This is a genomic window from Halomonas sp. MS1 (assembly GCF_024182575.1).
Lineage (GTDB): Bacteria > Pseudomonadota > Gammaproteobacteria > Pseudomonadales > Halomonadaceae > Vreelandella.
In genome coordinates this window covers 2,119,328-2,136,502 of sequence record NZ_CP098926.1, presented here as the reverse complement: position 1 = coordinate 2,136,502, position 17,175 = coordinate 2,119,328, and the positions used below count along the sequence as shown (strand labels likewise).

The following is a 17,175-nucleotide window of genomic DNA, read 5'->3' as shown; positions in this document are numbered from 1 at the left end:
AATTTCAACGTGGCTGTAGCATCATTGGTAGGCCGCCTTGTGGGCGTAATGTCAGTCGACATTCAATGCTCACTTGGTGGCCTTTCACTAGTTTAGGCGTGAAATGTTGTGCCAATGTTGCCAAGCAGAGAACACCTTCATAAAGCCCAAAGCGTTTTCCGAGACAAACACGTGGCCCCACGCTAAAGGGTAGATAAGCAAATTTGTCTGGACGTGGAGCCTCGGGAAGAAAACGCTCTGGAACAAAGTGATCGGGCGCCTCCCACAATTTACGGTGCCGGTGCAGCAACCAAGGAGATACGAGTAACACGGTTCCTTCCCGCACATCGCGATTGCGTACCTTATCCTCCCCACGCGCTTGTCGGCTCAGCATGGGTACCGGCGGATATAGCCGCATGGCTTCCTCAAATACCGCCATTGTATAAGGCAGCTTAGCGACATCTTCATAGCAGGGTGTTCTACCACCGAGCACGTCATCAAGCTCATGCTGCAGGCGCGCCATAGCCTGAGGATCATAATCAAGCAGGTACCAGCACCACGCTAATGCATTAGCCGTCGTTTCATGCCCTGCCATAAACATAACAATCGCTTCATTACGCACCGCTTTTCGGCCCATCGGACAGCCACTATCTTCGCCATCTTTCATAGACGTCATAAAGCTCTCAATCAGGCTATGCTGTCCTTGTCCTGACCTGTGCGTATGGCGATCAATAATACGGTCAATAATTTCATGCACTTGCTTTGCTGAATAGCGCGTACGCGCTCTTCGTAGTGGATTACCTAGCAAACTTAAAAATGGCAATCCCAGCATATTGGCCATATCTAAATGCTCAGAATGACGCTGATATTCGGTAAAACCAGCCACCACCTGCTCGGCTTCTTCGTCGGTGGTGTCATCCCCAAAAATCGTTCGGCCAATGATGCGCGCTGTTAAATGCGCCATCTCAGTCAGCATATCAATAGGCGCATCTGAGGGATGCTGGGCCCATCGCTTGGCAGTCTCCTCCGCCGAGGCGGTCATGGTGGTACAGAAGCCAGGTAACAAAGCGTTGGTTAGCGATGGCGCGCACTGACGTCGGCGCTGGCGCCACAAATCACCATCGCTGACAAACAACCCATCATCAAGCAGCGGTTCCAGAGCACGGCGCATTTGCGGACTTTTACGATCATAGTTGTCGTGCTGCTCAAGAAAAACGCGACGAACCGTATCGGGGCTATTACACAGAACATAGTCTTGCTTCATCAGCGCCATGCGCGAGGTGCGTATTGAGTAATCTTCCTCCCGCCAGACCGACAGCAAATTGTGCTGCGCCAAACGCAAGCGATGCACAATACCTTTACTGGATGAAACAGGCGTCACCTTGACCGGAGGTTCCAAGCCCTTAGCCCGGTTCAACGCCTCAGGAAGCCTCTGATGATCATTCGCACTTTGTGTTGTTACCGCTTTGTATAAAACACTATCGTGATGCATTGTCCCCTGCCCTACTATTTATATGTTTGGAAGCCGACTCTTATTCGCGGGACATACTTTTTAACTAAATTTAACGACGTCTACCTTAACAGGAACAGCCGGCTTGGCGCATCGACGGTTAGTTACCCTGCTTGATAAGAAATCTCTAGCGACCTGTCTCGTTAGTTCTACTTAACTAACACCGATATACCGCCCTGGTTTGTGATTCAAGGCAATAATCAAATTCAGCGTCAGTGCCCCCAACACGGAGTAACCCACGCGGTCTAGCGGTAGCTGGGTCAGTGCCACCAGCAAAATTAGCCCATCGATACCCAACTGCACATAGCCTGCCCGCAGGCCGTGCTTTTCTTGCAGATAGAGCGCAAGAATATTAATCCCCCCAAGGCTGGTTCGATGCCGGAACAACATCAACATGCCTATGCCCATTAAAGCGCCCCCCATCAACGCAGCGTACAGCGACGGAACATTGGCGAACTGTACCCAACCTTGGGTGAGTTCAGAAAACAACGACACCAAGCCAATTGCCGCAAACGTGCGCAGCGTAAAACTCCACCCCATGCGCTTAATGGCCAAATAGTAAAAGGGTACATTGATGGCAAAAAACCAGAAGCCAAATCCCCACCCAGTCACGTAATTCAGCAGTAATGCCAGCCCAGCGGTGCTGCCAGTGATCAATACCGAGTGGGTATAAAATGCCACACCTAAAGCAACAAACAGCGTGCCAAGTACCATGGCCATCATATCTTCATAGTATTTATGCGGATCTTTAGGCAGATCGTCCCGCATGAGGATGTCCTTTTGTAGAATTATTCGAGCACTTATTCCAAGAGACTCTGCAACGTCAGTGTGCTTACAGAGAATCACCGGGAAGGGAGAACGTATTTCCGACTCAATGGCGCTTATTTCATCAACGACCCAGCGCACTCTCTAGTATATTGGCGGCATTGACTGCCCCATTTGTTTTCTGCACGGTGCTTGAAAAACGCTGGGCAGATTGACGAAATACGGGCTCATGCATTAGCCGCTCTAGCTGTCGCACCAGTTTATTGGGATTAATTCTACGTACCGACATCTGCAAGCCGAATTTTTGGCGCACGCCAATTTGAGCATTGAGACGCTGTTCATAGTGGGCGGGCAGCGCCAGCATTGGCACACCCGCCGCTAAAGACTGATACATGCTGCCATTGCCACCGTGATATAGCATTGCTTGAGCATGAGCCAAGAGCTGCGAGCCAGGCGCATAGCGCGTAAAACGGAAGTTACTCGGGGCAGCATCCATCACCTCTTCGCTTACCTGACCACCGGTGGTCACCATAAAACGGTAAGGCAGCGCTCCCAACGTGGGATACGTGCTGCGCAGGAAGTGCTCTAACAACCCGGTTGAGCCCATGGTGATATAAATATTGGGCGTGCCATCTTGGAGTTCATCAAACCATTCAGGTAACGGCGCCGTTAGATCTGGAGAGATCGGCCCTACCATATGATAATCGCGAAACCGTTTAGGCAAGCTGTAGAGCCCTGGTAAATCAGGCGAAATCATTGGCATGTGATAGAGCATGTCAAAGGCATTTCGGTCTGGCCGCTGATACTTCTGATAAAGTCGCCGTCGGATACCAGACAGTAAATAGCGATCTAAGCCTTTAGCAGCGTAGTAGGTCGGTGTTGGCGGCGTTAACAGCCTCGCGGCATAGCCATTCATGATGCCAGCACACGGGACGTCGGCAATGTACGCAGCGGTACTGGCACTTACCGTGGCATCACCCACCACTAGATCAGGTTTGACCTGTTCGATAGCCTGCAATTGGGACTCAATAATCTTGGTCAGAGGCGCCCAATAGCGTAGGTGCACCATATCCCAAAAGGAGGCTTTCCAGCCAAGACGTTGAAAGCGTGACCATATATCGGGAAGATTCGGCTCCCGAGCATAGATAAGAGGGAACCCTGCTTCCTGAACAAGGCTCAAGCGAGAGCTGGGATGGTTAGGATCATCACCCGCAAAAATCACCTCGTGCCCACGTTGGCGCAGCACGTTGGCTATCTCGATACAACGTACCGTATGCGCAAGCACCCACCCCAGAGGGAAAAACAGGATACGTGACGGTCTGGCAGCCACATGGCTACCACTAAGCGAGTCTGACATACCAAGTTTCCTGTCTTATTCAACCATCAAACGATGTTGTCCACTGACTAAAATCCGCGAATAGCAACGAGGATTAGACGGGGCTGGCGTGTTCTACCATCAACTGCAATGACTCTCGCCCTCGCCAGCGGTTGCGATTGAGCTTATAGGCGCAGTGCAGCGTGTCGCCCACGCTAAAGGAGGGGAGCTCGCCTGGCGTTAACGCCCGGAACCAAATCGCTTTGCTGGTCACCGCGCCCATGGAAAGCTCCATCATCAGGTGAGCACCTTCAGCACCGACTGGACGCAGTGCTTCAACAATAAAGCGCCCTTCAAACAGTGGCGGGTCAAACTCACGCCCGTAAGGGCCAAGCGCTTCAACTTCGGTTAGCGTTAACAGCGATAGCTGCGACGTAGAGAGCTCGCCATCTGTCCATAGCCGCGGGTAAAGCGGTGTATCGCCCAGCTGCTCACCAACGGCCTGTAAAAATGCCGCTTTAAAGGCCGCTAACTGCTCTCTTGGTACGCCGACACCCGCCGCCCCACTGTGGCCACCAAAGCGCGGTAGCGACTCAGGGGCTAGCTCAAAGGTGCGTTGCAGCGCATCCCGTAGGTGCAGGCCATCAATCGAGCGACCAGAACCGATCAACATATTGGGCGCCGCCGCGCGGGTCAGCACCAACGCGGGGCGGCCATAGGCCTGCACTAACCGCGAAGCGACAATACCTTGCACACCAGGGTGGCCATCTTCCAGCAGTACCACCACTGCAGGCTCATTAGCCTCCAGCGACGAAACGGCAAGCGCACGCGCTTCTTCGGCCATGTCCGCTTCAATCGCCTTGCGGGACTGATTGTCTTGATCAAGCACTTCTAGCTGACGATTGGCGACACTATCGCTTTCCGCGAGCATAAAGTGTAACGCCGCATAGGGATCATCCAGCCGTGAGCGAGCGTTAATTCGTGGCCCCATTTGGAACGCCAGCGTTTCAGCGTTAAATGGCACACTATCTGCCCCAAGCCGCGCCGCCATGGCGCGCCAACAGGCAGCGTCCATACGGTTGATCAGCGTTAATCCGTAGTTAACCACTGCGCGGTTAGCCGGACTACCGCCCAGCGAAACACAGTCCGCTACGGTGCCCAACGCGACGTAAGAAAGCCAAGGTGATAGCTTAGGTGTTGCATCAGGCAATGCCCCCCATTCAATCAATACGCCACGAGCAAGTGACATCAAAAGCCATGCCACCATGCACCCGGCGATCGTTTTATCGGGATAGTCACAATCACTGCGTGTCGGGTTAACACAGGCATAGGCAGAAGGCGGTGGGCCTTCCAACGGCAGCGCGTGGTGGTCGCTGACCACCACATCAATACCAGCAGCTTTCAAGCGTGCGATTCGCGGCTCATCTGAGCTGCCGCAGTCGGCAGTAATCACCAGCGTGGGCAGCGGCTTTAAAGCAAGCGTGCGTTCCACCAGCGGCAGGCTAATGCCATAGCCATCGTGGATACGGTGGCCAATCAAACTATGTAACTTGTGTTCAGATACGCCAAACAGCTCCACCAACGTACGCCGAATCACCACATGGGAGGTGATGCCGTCCACATCGTAGTCGGTGAGAATGCCGATGGATTCCCCTTCTGCCACTGCCTGGGCAATACGTTCAGCGGCACGGCGGCCATCGGCTAGCTTTTCTGGATGCGCCAAGTAGCGCAAGCTCGGCGCCACCAGGGGTGCGAGCTCGCCCTTATAGCCCGGCAATCGTGAGGCCAATAGCCGTGCTTGTAGCTCGCTCAAGCCTTCCGCTTGGGCACGCACATAGATAGCCTCGTCCAGTGGACGAGGCTCTAAGCGTGGCTGATTGGCGTTCTGCTGCGTGAGTGCTGGTTCGTCGGCCATGACGCCTCAGCGCCGATTGTCAGCGACAAACTGCTGCACGGCGCTCAGTTCAGCGGGCAGCACCGTGTAACGCTCTTCGCGCTCAAGCAAATCATCCATATGAGTGGGCAACGGCACACCCTGGAAACCTGCCTTGACCACGGCTTCAGCGAATTTCGCCGGATGCGCGGTAGCCAGTGTAATAACCGGCGTCGTGGTATCCACGCGTGCGCGCTCTGCAGCGCGATAGCCAGTGGCCGTATGGGGGTCAAGGATCTCCCCAGTACGGTGATGAGCTTCACGAATGACTTCCAGAATGGTCGCATCATCAACGCTATGGCTAGCGAATTTTTCGCGCAGCTTGGCCAGCGGTGCATCGGCAAGCGCCGTAGGCTCTTGCTGGAAGCGTTCTAGTAGCGCTGCCACAGCGGCACCATCGCGGTCGTAAGCATCAAACAGCAAACGCTCAAAGTTTGACGAAACAACGATGTCCATTGACGGCGCGAGGGTCGCTGCCAACTCTTTCTTGGAGAAATCATTGGCGGCAAGCGTGCGATGCAGAATGTCGTTGGCATTAGTGGCAATAATGAACTGCTTCACCGGCAGCCCCATCTTAAACGCCATGTAGCCTGCGAAGACGTTACCGAAGTTAGCCGACGGAACGCAGAAGCTCACTTCTCGCTGAGGCGCGCCCAATGCAACACCAGCGGCGATGTAGTAAACGATCTGCGCCATGATGCGCGCCCAGTTGATCGAGTTCACCGCCACTAAGCGCGTGCCATTCAGGAAATCCTGATTAGCAAAGCTCGCCTTCACCATTGCCTGGGCATCATCAAAATTGCCTTCGATAGCAATATTGAAGACGTTGTTGGCGAGCACCGACGTCATCTGGCGGCGCTGCACTTCAGATACGCGGTTATGCGGGTGGAGAATAAAAATATCGAGGTTATCGCAGTGGCGACAGCCTTCAATGGCCGCAGAGCCGGTATCCCCAGAGGTCGCGCCCATAATGACGGCACGCTCACCACGCTTTTTCAGGAAATGATTCAGCAACCGCCCTAGCAGTTGCAGCGCGACATCTTTAAACGCCAGCGTTGGGCCGTGGAACTGCTCTAGCAGAAAGTGATTGGCATCCAACTGCTTTAACGGCACAACAGCGTCATGATTGAACGTGGCGTAAGCTTCTGTCACCAAGCGACGGAAGGTCTCGTCGTCAATTTCACCATTTACAAACGGCTTCATGACCCGAAAAGCAATCTCGGCGTAGGAAAGGCCAGCCATGCTGGCCAGCTCTTGCTTAGAAAACTCGGGCAGCGTTTCCGGCACATAAAGTCCGCCGTCGCTGGCCATTCCAGTTAACACGACCTCTTCAAAGGAGAGCGCGGGCGCTTGGCCACGCGTGCTGATATAACGCATGAGTTACTCCCCTTCGCTCAGACTTTCAACGCGAATACGGGTAACCGGCCCAGCAATATCCGCCATGGACTCGATTTCACGGATAGCATCGTTCATCTGTTTCTCTTTTGTGCGATGCGTCAGCAAAATGATCGGCACCAACTCACCTTCAGTCGCCTCTTTCTGGATCAGCGCTTCAATAGAGATGCCCTGCTCGGCCAGAATGGTGGCAACACGCGCCAGCACACCTGGGCGATCCACCGCCAACAGACGCAGATAATACGCGGTGGTGATATCTTCCATCGGCATAATGGGCAGTTGACTGGCATCATCGTCGATGCCACTAAACGCTAGGTAAGGCACCCGGTAGTGGTGGTCCGTGGCGATATCACGGGCAACATCTAGAAGGTCGGCTACGACGGCAGACGCTGTCGGCTCAGCACCGGCGCCAGCGCCGTAATAGAGTGTTGGACCAACCGCATCGCCCATCACAGCAATCGCATTTTTAACGCCGTGCACATTCGCCAGCAGGCGCTCTTTCGGAATCAACGTCGGGTGAACCCGGAGCTCTAGCCCTTGATCAGTCCGTTTAGAGATGCCCAGATGCTTAATCACGTAACCCAGGTTATCGGCCTGCTCGACGTCTTCTGCAGTAATGCGAGAAATACCTTCGGTGAAGGCTTTATCAAACTGCAGCGGCACGCCATAGGCAATTGACGCCAGGATGGTCAATTTATGGGCAGCGTCGATACCTTCCACGTCGAAAGTGGGGTCAGACTCCGCGTAACCTAGCGCTTGAGCTTCGGCCAACACGTCTTCAAACGCGCGACCTTCATCACGCATATGGGTGAGAATGTAGTTACCGGTGCCGTTTATGATGCCCGCCACCCACTCGATACGGTTAGCACCAAGGCCTTCGCGTAGCGATTTGATGACCGGAATACCGCCCGCCACAGCCGCCTCAAAGGCAACAATGACGCCTTTTTTGTGCGCGGCGCGGAAAATTTCATTACCGTGAACAGCAATCAAGGCCTTGTTGGCAGTCACAACGTGCTTGCCGTTTTCAATCGCCGTTAGCACCAGCTCGCGGGCGAGATCGTAGCCACCAATCAACTCTACCAGCACATCCACGTTAGGGTTATTAGCCACCTCAAACACGTCAGAGGTCGCATTAATGCCGGTAATATCGCAGTCAGGGTGAATACTGCGGTGGGCAACCTGCTCAATCACAATCGGGCGGCCAGCACGACGGCTAATGTCATCAGCGTTACGTGTTAAGACGTTAAATGTACCGCCACCGACCGTACCTAACCCACAAATGCCTACTCTTACCGGTTTCAAAATACTTCCCCTTTCGTGATGGGCACCCATAGGTGCCGCCTCTTAAATCAGTGTCTCAGCGCTATCGTTCGTCACTACTCGTGACGTTATTCGTCTTCCAAGCCTAACATGCTAACGAGCCGGTCGGGGGGTACAAACCCTGGCACCATTTTCCCGTCGGGCAACACAATCGCAGGCGTACCCTGCACGCCCACAGCTTTACCTAATTCGTACTGATCGGCAACGGGGTTATCGCAGTTTGCCGATGCCGCAAGCGTTTGGCCTTGTTTAGCTTGTGTCATGGCCTCGCTACGGTTATCCGAACACCACACTTGCTCAAGCGTCGTCGCAGCACCGCTTCCCATGCCTGCGCGCGGAAAGGCCATATAGTGCACTGCAATGCCGCGCTCGTTAAGCTCAGGCACCGTTTCATGTAGGCGCTCGCAGTATGGGCAGGTAGGGTCCGTAAACACAATTACCGTGGCTTTCGGCTCACCCACACCTTGAAAAACGACTCGCTCGCTCGCTGGAATGGCAGCCAGCACTGTAGCCCTTTCCTGGTTACGCGCCTGCTCGGTTAAGTTAACCAAACCATTATCCGCGTTTTGATAGAGGTCCCCTACCAAAAAGTGGCTGCCATCGGCATTGGAGTAAAAAGACTCCCCACTTTCCAGGATTACGTGATACACCCCATCCATTGGCGTTGCGTTTACCTGCTCCACCGGCATTGACTGGCCATTAACTTGTAAATTCTCCATCAGCTGCTCGGACACGGCATCAGCACTGGCAACAGCAGGCAGTAAGCACCCCGCCAGCGCCAGCCAAGAAGCACAGGATTTAGCAACTAAAGACATACGTTGATGCATTGTATCTTCAACCTCGCGGATGGTGTTCGGCATGCAGTTGCTCCAGGCGCGCCTGGGCAACATGGGTATAAATTTGCGTTGTAGATAGATCGCTATGACCTAACAACAGCTGTACGACCCGCAAATTAGCACCATGATTCAATAAATGGGTCGCAAATGCGTGGCGTAACGTGTGAGGCGACAAGGGCCGAGTAATACCTGCAGTGATAGCGTGGGCTTTTATACGGTGCCAAAACGTTTGCCGGGTCATGGCTTTATCTGCCCGCCCTGGAAACAGCGCGGGCCGTGTAGGATCTTGCATCAACGCGGGCCGCGCCGTTTTTAGGTAACGCTCTACCCACTCGGCCGCTTCTTCACCCATTGGCACCAGTCGATCTTTATCGCCCTTGCCTCTGACACGAACAACCCCTTGGCGAAGATTGACCGCATCGCCAGTCAATCCAACCAGCTCCGACACGCGTAGCCCGCAGGCATACAGCAGCTCAAGCATGGTGCGGTCGCGAACGCCAAGCGAGGTGTTGATATCAGGGGCGAGCAACAGACGCTCAACCTCTTCCTCTTCCAGGGTATTCGGCAAACTAGGGCGTACCCGCGGCAGCGACACATTGGCTAATGGGTCGCTGGCAATATGCCCATAAAGCCGTGCCCAACGGTAAAAACTGCGCAGCGACGAGAGTAACCGTGCATTACTGCGTAGTTGATAGCCCTGTTCTCGACGTACTTCCAACCACTCGCTAAAACGCTCTGACGAGGGAGTTAACAGTGTTTCTCCCGAACTTTCGAGCTGCTGTTGCCAAGCAGTTAGGTCATGCCGATAGGCCGCTAACGTATGGTCGCTTGCCCCTTGCTCTAACCATAAGGCATCTAGATAGGCATCTATCACGCTCATAGGTTAACGGTCTCTTGACGGTGGTACCACACAAACAAAAACCCCGCCCCGCAAAGCGGTGACGGGGTCTTGGTATCCGAGCGCGACGCATGTCAAAACAGCGTGCGCCCGTGAAAAAGTGGCAGTTAAGCCAGCTTTTCCTTGATACGCGCCGACTTGCCGCTGCGCTCGCGCAGGTAGTACAGCTTGGCTTGACGAACGTCACCGCGACGCTTGACTTCAATAGAGTCAACCAGCGGGCTGTAGGTCTGGAAAGTACGCTCAACACCAACACCGTGAGAAATTTTACGTACGGTGAAAGCGGAGTTCAGGCCACGGTTACGCTTACCGATGACCACACCTTCAAACGCCTGCAGACGCTCACGAGTACCTTCCTTTACTTTAACCTGAACGACGATGGTGTCGCCCGGTGCAAAGGCCGGAATCTCTTTGCCCATTTGCTCGGATTCGATCGCCTGGATCACCTTGTTCTTGCTGCTCATTTTCATACTCCTAAATAACGTAATGGCTTGCCACGCAGTTGTGGAAGGGGCAAACCGTGATCCCGGCGCTCGAAGCGAGCTACGCGGGAGTCGTTATGGGTGACGCAGGTGCGTAGGCTAAGTCTTGTAGACTATCTGTCTCACAGACTATCTGCCTAATTTGCCCTGCACCGCCGCTCTGTTCTATGCAATTGAAAAACAATCACTTAGTTGACAGAGCGTGTTCCTCGATAAACTCGTCTAGAAGCCGCTGTTGCTCGGCATCAAGCGTGCGCCCTGCTAATAGATCAGGACGGCGCTGCCATGTACGGCCTAACGACTGTTTTAACCGCCAGCGCTTGATGGCCGCATGATTACCGCTTAACAGCACATCAGGCACTTGTCGCCCGTCGATCGTCTCAGGACGGGTATAGTGCGGACAGTCTAACAAGCCATCATTGAACGAGTCTTCGATAGCGGAATCCTGGTGGCCCAACACACCGGGTACCAGCCGTGCCGCCGCGTCAATTAGCACCATTGCTGGCAACTCACCGCCGCTCAGCACATAGTCACCAATTGACCATTCTTCATCAATGTCACTTTCCACCACGCGCTCATCAATGCCTTCATAGCGCCCAGCGACCACTACGAGAGGGCCTGCTGAGGCGAGCGCTTGAACTCCCTGCTGATCCAGCTTACGCCCTTGGGGCGAGAGATAGATCACGGTAGGCGATTGTCCCGTTGCTTGCTCTGCTCGTTGCCGAGCATCAAAGATAGCAGCCCGCAGGGTGTCTACCTTCATCAGCATACCGGGGCCGCCGCCGTAAGGGCGATCGTCCACGCTGCGGTGGCGGTCGGTGGCGTAATCGCGCGGATTCCAAAACTCCAGGGCAATACGCTGTTTCTCTACCGCTCGACCGACCACACCTTGTTGGGTAATCGCATCGAACATTTCTGGAAACAGCGATACCACGCCAATCCACATCGCGGGAGCATCCGTTAAGCTGCTTTCTTCACCGTTTGCTGCAGTAACAGTTGAATCAGTTACTGTGAGCTCGCTCGACAACTGCTTACTCAAACTTGTTTTCAAAACTCAGGATCCCAATTCACGACCATACGGCCATCTTCGAGGCTGATTTCAACAATTACATCATCGGGTAAGAAAGGTAGCAGTCGCTCACGCTTATCAATTGCGTCGTTATCACCGCGCACCACCATGACATCGTTTGCGCCGGTTTCAAACAGGTAACTGACCTGCCCTAACCGCTCGCCTGACTGAGTGAAGACGGTTAAGCCTTCAAGCTCATGCCAGTAATACTCATCATCGGAAAGCGTAGGCAGTGCCTCTTTCGGCATCAGAATGTCCGTTTGCGCCAGCGCTTCGGCTGCCGTTCGGTCATCAACACCTTTTAGCTGCACCACAAGACCCTTGCCTTGCCGACGTCCCTGAATCACGGTCATGCGCGTAAGGGATTCCCCTTGGCGCACCCACCATTCTGGATATTCCATGATGCTGTCTATGGGATTGGTATAGGAGTAGACCTTAAGCCAACCTTTAATCCCGTGAGGGCTAGTTAGCTTACCAAGCACCACATGTGCGTCGTCTGTATGGCTAGTTTCAAAACGCGTCATCGACGACCGCTCCAACAAATTACAACGACAACATCACCTACTATCACTTACTGACAGTCACGCATTAACCGGCTTAAGCCTGTTTACGCGCTTCTTTAACCAGCTCAGCAACACGACCAGACAACTGGGCGCCTTGGCTCTGCCAGTGAGTAACACGCTCAAGATCAACGCGCAGACGCTCTTCTTGACCACGGGCAACCGGGTTGAAGAAGCCGATACGCTCGATGAAACGGCCATCACGGGCGTTGCGTGAATCAGTAACAGTCAGGTGATAAAAGGGACGCTTTTTGGCGCCACCACGTGCCAAACGAATGGTAACCATACGATAACTATCCTTCGGTTGAGGTTACGAGAGTGTGCAATAGCGCAGATCGCTAACAGAACACTCGTCATACTATTTTCTCGGCACTGCAGACTAAAATCAGTGATTTGCTGCGTACCATCAGGTTCTTCACTGGCAGATGGTAAGGCGATGCTCGCGCATTTTTGCCAACACCCACGCATGAAGAGGCCGCATTCTACGCAAATGCGCTCTGCTTGGAAAGCCTGACAGCCAGAAAACTCTTAAGCCGTCAACCTTGCCAAGCACGTTACAACGTTGCTAACAATGGCTTAACGCCAGGGAAGACCGCCGGGGCCACCCATACCGCCCATGCCACCGGCGCCGCCAGGACCACCCGGCCCGCCGCCGCCCATCATGCCCGACATGCCGCGCATCATTTTCTGCATCCCGCCTTTTTTGCCTGCTTTTTTCATCATTTTCTGCATCTGCTTATGCTGTTTTAGCAGGCGATTCAGGTCAGGTACTTGCAGGCCAGCACCCGCTGCAATACGGCGTTTGCGCGAACCATTGATGATATCGGGCTTGCGGCGCTCTTTGGGGGTCATTGAGTTAATCAATGCCTCCAGCTTGCCAAGCTCTTTTTCCGGACCAGGGCCTTGTGCCATATCAGCCATTTGCCCCATGCCAGGCAGCTTGCCAAGCAGGCCACCCATGCCGCCCATTTTTTTGAGCTGCTGTAACTGATCGCGGAAATCTTCCAGATCAAAACCGTCACCCTTCTTGACCTTGCTGGCCAGCTTGGCGGCTTTGTCCTTATCTACCGTGCGCTCGGCTTCTTCGATCAGCGACAGCATGTCGCCCATACCCAGAATCCGTGATGCCACACGATCCGGATGGAAAGGCTCTAGGGCGTCTACTTTCTCACCAACCCCCATGAACTTGATGGGCTTACCAGTGATATGGCGTACCGAAAGTGCTGCACCGCCACGGGCATCACCGTCGGCCTTGGTGAGAATCACCCCGGTCAGCGGCAGTGCATCGTGAAATGCTTTCGCCGTATTCACCGCATCCTGGCCGGTCATGGCATCGACCACAAACAGCGTTTCTTCCGGTGAAATTGCTTTATGCAGCGCCTGGATTTCGGCCATCATCGCTTCATCGATGGCCAGCCGCCCGGCGGTATCGACTAATACGACATCATGGAACTGAATTTTGGCGTGTTTGATCGCCGCCGTGGCAATATCCACTGGCTTCTGATCGGAACGAGACGCAAAGAAATCAACCTGAACTTCTTTTGCCAGCGTCTCTAGCTGATCAATCGCCGCTGGACGATAAACGTCGGCGGAGACCACCAGCACTTTTTTCTTTTCGCGTTCACGCAGGTAACGCGCCAGTTTAGCAACAGAGGTGGTTTTACCCGCCCCTTGCAAGCCTGCCATCAACACGACCGCAGGTGAGCCTTTTAGGGATAAGCCTTCATTGGCTTCGCCCATGATCGCTTCCAGCTCTTGCTGGACGATTTTAACGAATTGCTGGCCTGGCGAGAGGCTCTTTGAGACTTCCTGGCCAACAGCACGTTCACGAACACGCTCAATAAATGCCTTCACCACCGGCAAGGCGACATCTGCCTCCAACAGTGCTTTACGCACTTCGCGCAGGGTGTCTTTGATATTGTCGTCAGTTAGCCGCGCTTGGCCTTTGATCGACTTCAACGTCTGGGAAAGACGCTCACTCAGATTCTGAAACATGGGGCCTCTGCCTCCGTCGTTGTCGCCGGGCGGTCACACCGGACGAATGTAGGATCGATTATACGCGCTCGCCGCGCGAGTCTCCATGGTCGTCAACATTGGTTATCGATGGCTGTGCGACGCCGCTATGATTGGTTATAGTAGGCAGACTGTTCTAGCTTGAACGATTTAGCACCGCTGACTTTCACAGCGTTGATTCAATGACACTGGATTCAACAACGCGCTGCAAGGCGCACGGATAGCATCATGCAGGCGCTCCCTTTCGCCACGATCGCTTTTATACTCTATGTCGCCGCTGCCATTTGGCAGGGCATGACCTTATTTCGTCGCGTGCCACCACGCCAGGGCATGGTGCGTCTACTTGGTGCGCTTGGGCTTTTACTGCATATCCCAGTGGTCGTGGAGCTTGTTAGCTCAGCCCCAGGGCTACTGCCTGGTTTCACAACCAGCGCAACGCTTCTGATGGCCGTGGCCGTCAACGTTGTACTCGTCGCCAGCCTGTTTAAGCCGGTGCTCAACGCTGGCATCGTGCTATTCCCTCTCGCAGGTATCGCGCTTATTTTTGCCACTTGGTTACCGAGCCAGGGGAGCCAAAGCGGCTTAACGCCCGGCATTTTACTGCATGCCGTCAGCTCTGCGCTGGCGTTTGCCGTCTTGGCAATTGCGGCGATTCAAGCGGTGCTGGTCGGCCTGCAGAACCAAGCACTGCGCCATCACCATATTCGTGGCATTGTGCAATCGCTACCACCGCTCACCACCATGGAAAGAGTGCTGTTTGAACTGGTATGGTCAGGCATTATATTGCTGACACTTTCGATCATCAGCGGACTAATCTTTCTCGACAATATGTTCGCGCAGCATTTGGTGCATAAAACAGTACTTTCGCTGGGAGCGTGGATTATTTTCACCACACTTTTAGTGGGTCGCTATCGTTTTGGCTGGCGTGGCATGCGCGCTGTGCGCTGGACGCTTGGCGGGTGCATACTGCTACTGCTGGCTTACTTTGGCAGCAAGTTTGTCCTGGAAATCTTGCTCCATCGCTAAACCTATACTCACCGCATTATCAGCACTGATTTAATTTGGCGTTGATAACAGTGGCCTTGACAGGCCACTTCCATACTTCTAAAAATCGAGCCTAATACGCCATAAAGGAACTTTCGACTTGAGCGACGACTTCCCCCTGGGGTTACTGTTCGGCCTGCTAGCCATTTTGATATTGCTGTCTGCCTTTTTCTCCAGCTCTGAAACAGGCATGATGTCGATAAACCGCTATCGACTAAGCCATCAAGCTAACAGCGGTGATCGCCGCGCAAAGCGTGTCATGCGGTTATTAACGCGTCCCGATCGACTAATTGGCGTTATTTTAATTGGCAATAACTTCGTCAATAACTTAGCCGCCTCAATTGCGACCATCATCGCCATTCACTTCTTTGGCGACGTCTCCGGCCCCGCTATTTCAACGGCGCTACTGACGATTACCATCCTGATTTTTGCCGAAGTCACACCGAAAACCTACGCGGCCATCAAGCCTGAGCGGATCGCTTACCCTACCTCCCTGGGCCTGGAGCCACTGCTCAAACTACTTTACCCACTGGTATGGCTAGTCAACGTCATCTCAAATGGCCTATTACGCTTAATGGGCGTTAAAAGTGTTGAGAACGGCGGCGACAGTTTAACCCGCGATGAACTGCGCACTGTCGTTCACGAAGCAGGCACGCTAATTCCCTACCGACACCGCGCTATGCTGCTGTCGATCCTTGATCTTGAGAATGTCACAGTTAACGACATCATGGTGCCCCGGCACGAAGTTCTTGGCATTGATCTTGACGACACGCTGGAAGATATTCTGACCCAGATCCGCACCAGCCAACATACTCGTTTACCGGTCTATAAAGGCGATATCAACAATATTATTGGCATGCTGCATCTACGCAATGCAGCACGCTTTTTATCGCGTAGCGAAGTCACCAAAGCAGCAATTGTTCAAGAAGCACGGGAGCCGTATTTCATTCCCGAATCCACACCGTTACATACACAGCTGCTGAACTTCCAAAAGCAGAAGCGGCGTATTGGTATTGTGGTGGATGAGTACGGCGACGTGGAAGGCTTGGTAACCTTAGAAGATATTCTTGAGGAGATTGTCGGGGAGTTCACCACCGATGTCTCAGAAGATGATGAAATTCATCAGCAAGATGATGGTAGCCATGTCATTGAGGGCACTGCCAATATTCGTGAAATTAACAAAATGCTTGGCTGGCAACTGCCCACTGACGGCCCCAAAACCCTGAATGGCTTAATCCTTGAGCACCTGGAGGCGTTTCCGGAAGGGCCTGCCTGCTTGCAGATTGGTAATACGCGGATGGAAATTTTAGAAATCCGTGACAACCTGATCACTTCAGCACGCTGCTGGCAAAAGCTGCGCCTTGCACGCCGAACGTAGCGACTGACCGTCTAACCAATTTGGCGGTGGGTGATTTCGCTATCACCCGCTGCCTTCAGCGCCCTCACACGGGCCTCTAAATAGCGACGAAAGGCAATATCCTTCACCTCATGAACCAATACCGGCGGCCCGAAGTGCAAGCTGACCGGCGCACGAAAACGTGACGGCCATTTTTTAAGCGCCTTGCCACCGTAGTGTGATGTCCAAGACCCCCACAGCCCTGCCAAGCCAGCCGGAATGACGGGCACATTATCGCGAGCAAGAATGGTTTCGAGCCCGCGCCTAAAGGCGTGGATATCGCCATCTGGAGTGATACGCCCTTCAGGAAACACCATTACGATATCACCTGCGCGAAGCGCGCGGCTCACCTCATCCAGCGTTCGACGCAGCGCACCAGGACTATGCCGCTCTGATTCAATCGGAATCGCGCCCACGAGCTGGAACCACCACTTTAGCCAGCGAGATTCAAAGATAGGCTGATCCATCACAAACCGCAGCGGCCTGGGGCTACCGCCGCCTAACACCAACGCATCCATAAAGCTGACGTGGTTACAGACGACCAGGGCAGCGCCGCGCTTAGGTACGTTCTCTTGGCCATGTACAGAGAACCGATAACACACACGCATAACAACATAAATGGCGCGACGCAACGCGCAACGCACCATTTTCAACCACCAC

The 17,175-nt window shown here is 53.8% G+C and carries 16 protein-coding genes; 2 read left to right on the top strand and 14 right to left on the bottom strand.

The genetic code is table 11. From position 1 onward, the window contains the following. Positions 1 to 4: 4 nt before the first annotated feature. The 13 genes from NF683_RS09685 to ffh all read right to left on the bottom strand — a co-directional run bounded on the left by NF683_RS09685 (position 5) and on the right by ffh (position 14,057). A complete protein-coding gene (locus tag NF683_RS09685; RefSeq protein WP_089039262.1) occupies positions 5 to 1,471 on the bottom strand; it encodes a cytochrome P450 in 1,467 nt (488 codons plus the stop codon). A gap of 171 nt (positions 1,472 to 1,642) precedes the next feature. Then, positions 1,643 to 2,257, bottom strand: a complete 615-nt coding sequence (locus tag NF683_RS09680) for a YitT family protein (RefSeq protein ID WP_038480987.1) — start codon at positions 2,255 to 2,257, stop codon at positions 1,643 to 1,645. Between the two features lie 121 nt (positions 2,258 to 2,378). Beyond that, a complete protein-coding gene (locus NF683_RS09675) occupies positions 2,379 to 3,611 on the bottom strand; it encodes a glycosyltransferase (protein ID WP_089039263.1) in 1,233 nt (410 codons plus the stop codon). Positions 3,612 to 3,684: 73 nt separating this feature from the next. Further along, the gene (locus NF683_RS09670) at positions 3,685 to 5,484 is read right to left on the bottom strand and encodes a single-stranded-DNA-specific exonuclease RecJ (protein WP_253921803.1); all 1,800 of its coding nucleotides are present in this window, start codon (positions 5,482 to 5,484) and stop codon (positions 3,685 to 3,687) included. A gap of 6 nt (positions 5,485 to 5,490) precedes the next feature. Beyond that, positions 5,491 to 6,879, bottom strand: a complete 1,389-nt coding sequence (thrC, locus tag NF683_RS09665; protein WP_253921802.1) for a threonine synthase — start codon at positions 6,877 to 6,879, stop codon at positions 5,491 to 5,493. 3 nt (positions 6,880 to 6,882) lie between these two features. Next, positions 6,883 to 8,199, bottom strand: a complete 1,317-nt coding sequence (locus tag NF683_RS09660; RefSeq protein WP_089040914.1) for a homoserine dehydrogenase — start codon at positions 8,197 to 8,199, stop codon at positions 6,883 to 6,885. Positions 8,200 to 8,285: 86 nt separating this feature from the next. Continuing rightward, a complete protein-coding gene (locus NF683_RS09655; RefSeq protein WP_253921801.1) occupies positions 8,286 to 9,077 on the bottom strand; it encodes a DsbC family protein in 792 nt (263 codons plus the stop codon). Further along, positions 9,052 to 9,933, bottom strand: a complete 882-nt coding sequence (gene xerD / locus NF683_RS09650) for a site-specific tyrosine recombinase XerD (RefSeq protein ID WP_253921800.1) — start codon at positions 9,931 to 9,933, stop codon at positions 9,052 to 9,054. Before xerD ends, NF683_RS09655 begins: the two co-directional genes overlap by 26 nt. Before the next feature lie 125 nt (positions 9,934 to 10,058). Then, on the bottom strand, positions 10,059 to 10,415 hold the full coding sequence (gene rplS / locus NF683_RS09645) for a 50S ribosomal protein L19 (protein ID WP_009724084.1): 357 nt from the start codon (positions 10,413 to 10,415) through the stop codon (positions 10,059 to 10,061). 202 nt (positions 10,416 to 10,617) lie between these two features. Beyond that, a complete protein-coding gene (trmD, locus tag NF683_RS09640; RefSeq protein WP_038486491.1) occupies positions 10,618 to 11,379 on the bottom strand; it encodes a tRNA (guanosine(37)-N1)-methyltransferase TrmD in 762 nt (253 codons plus the stop codon). Positions 11,380 to 11,480: 101 nt separating this feature from the next. Further along, complete coding sequence (gene rimM, locus NF683_RS09635; protein ID WP_038480970.1) at positions 11,481 to 12,026, bottom strand: ribosome maturation factor RimM; 546 nt, start codon at positions 12,024 to 12,026, stop codon at positions 11,481 to 11,483. Positions 12,027 to 12,099: 73 nt separating this feature from the next. Beyond that, on the bottom strand, positions 12,100 to 12,348 hold the full coding sequence (gene rpsP / locus NF683_RS09630; protein ID WP_009724081.1) for a 30S ribosomal protein S16: 249 nt from the start codon (positions 12,346 to 12,348) through the stop codon (positions 12,100 to 12,102). 290 nt (positions 12,349 to 12,638) lie between these two features. Next, complete coding sequence (gene ffh, locus NF683_RS09625) at positions 12,639 to 14,057, bottom strand: signal recognition particle protein (protein WP_089039268.1); 1,419 nt, start codon at positions 14,055 to 14,057, stop codon at positions 12,639 to 12,641. Positions 14,058 to 14,303: 246 nt separating this feature from the next. Between ffh and NF683_RS09620 the strand changes: the two genes are divergently transcribed. Both NF683_RS09620 and NF683_RS09615 read left to right on the top strand, forming a co-directional pair. Then, positions 14,304 to 15,101, top strand: coding sequence for a cytochrome C assembly family protein (locus NF683_RS09620; RefSeq protein WP_089039269.1), 798 nt, complete (start codon positions 14,304 to 14,306; stop codon positions 15,099 to 15,101). 118 nt (positions 15,102 to 15,219) lie between these two features. Then, positions 15,220 to 16,497, top strand: coding sequence for an HlyC/CorC family transporter (locus NF683_RS09615; protein WP_038480964.1), 1,278 nt, complete (start codon positions 15,220 to 15,222; stop codon positions 16,495 to 16,497). Between the two features lie 11 nt (positions 16,498 to 16,508). Here the strand turns inward: NF683_RS09615 and NF683_RS09610 are convergent, their stop codons facing one another. Continuing rightward, entirely contained in the window at positions 16,509 to 17,162 is a 654-nt protein-coding gene (locus NF683_RS09610; RefSeq protein WP_446718664.1) for a 1-acyl-sn-glycerol-3-phosphate acyltransferase, read from the bottom strand. Positions 17,163 to 17,175 lie beyond the last annotated feature (13 nt).

Excerpts from the sequence above, each read along its gene's own strand:
- rimM (WP_038480970.1), bottom strand. The coding sequence starts at position 12,026 with ATGACGCGTTTTGAAACTAGCCATACAGACGACGCACATGTGGTGCTT.
- thrC (WP_253921802.1), bottom strand. The coding sequence starts at position 6,879 with ATGCGTTATATCAGCACGCGTGGCCAAGCGCCCGCGCTCTCCTTTGAA.
- NF683_RS09680 (WP_038480987.1), bottom strand. The coding sequence starts at position 2,257 with ATGCGGGACGATCTGCCTAAAGATCCGCATAAATACTATGAAGATATG.
- xerD (WP_253921800.1), bottom strand. The coding sequence starts at position 9,933 with ATGAGCGTGATAGATGCCTATCTAGATGCCTTATGGTTAGAGCAAGGG.
- NF683_RS09620 (WP_089039269.1), top strand. The coding sequence starts at position 14,304 with ATGCAGGCGCTCCCTTTCGCCACGATCGCTTTTATACTCTATGTCGCC.
- ffh (WP_089039268.1), bottom strand. The coding sequence starts at position 14,057 with ATGTTTCAGAATCTGAGTGAGCGTCTTTCCCAGACGTTGAAGTCGATC.
- rplS (WP_009724084.1), bottom strand. The coding sequence starts at position 10,415 with ATGAGCAGCAAGAACAAGGTGATCCAGGCGATCGAATCCGAGCAAATG.
- NF683_RS09675 (WP_089039263.1), bottom strand. The coding sequence starts at position 3,611 with ATGTCAGACTCGCTTAGTGGTAGCCATGTGGCTGCCAGACCGTCACGT.
- NF683_RS09655 (WP_253921801.1), bottom strand. The coding sequence starts at position 9,077 with ATGCCGAACACCATCCGCGAGGTTGAAGATACAATGCATCAACGTATG.
- NF683_RS09610 (WP_446718664.1), bottom strand. The coding sequence starts at position 17,162 with ATGGTGCGTTGCGCGTTGCGTCGCGCCATTTATGTTGTTATGCGTGTG.
- NF683_RS09685 (WP_089039262.1), bottom strand. The coding sequence starts at position 1,471 with ATGCATCACGATAGTGTTTTATACAAAGCGGTAACAACACAAAGTGCG.
- NF683_RS09670 (WP_253921803.1), bottom strand. The coding sequence starts at position 5,484 with ATGGCCGACGAACCAGCACTCACGCAGCAGAACGCCAATCAGCCACGC.
- trmD (WP_038486491.1), bottom strand. The coding sequence starts at position 11,379 with ATGTGGATTGGCGTGGTATCGCTGTTTCCAGAAATGTTCGATGCGATT.
- rpsP (WP_009724081.1), bottom strand. The coding sequence starts at position 12,348 with ATGGTTACCATTCGTTTGGCACGTGGTGGCGCCAAAAAGCGTCCCTTT.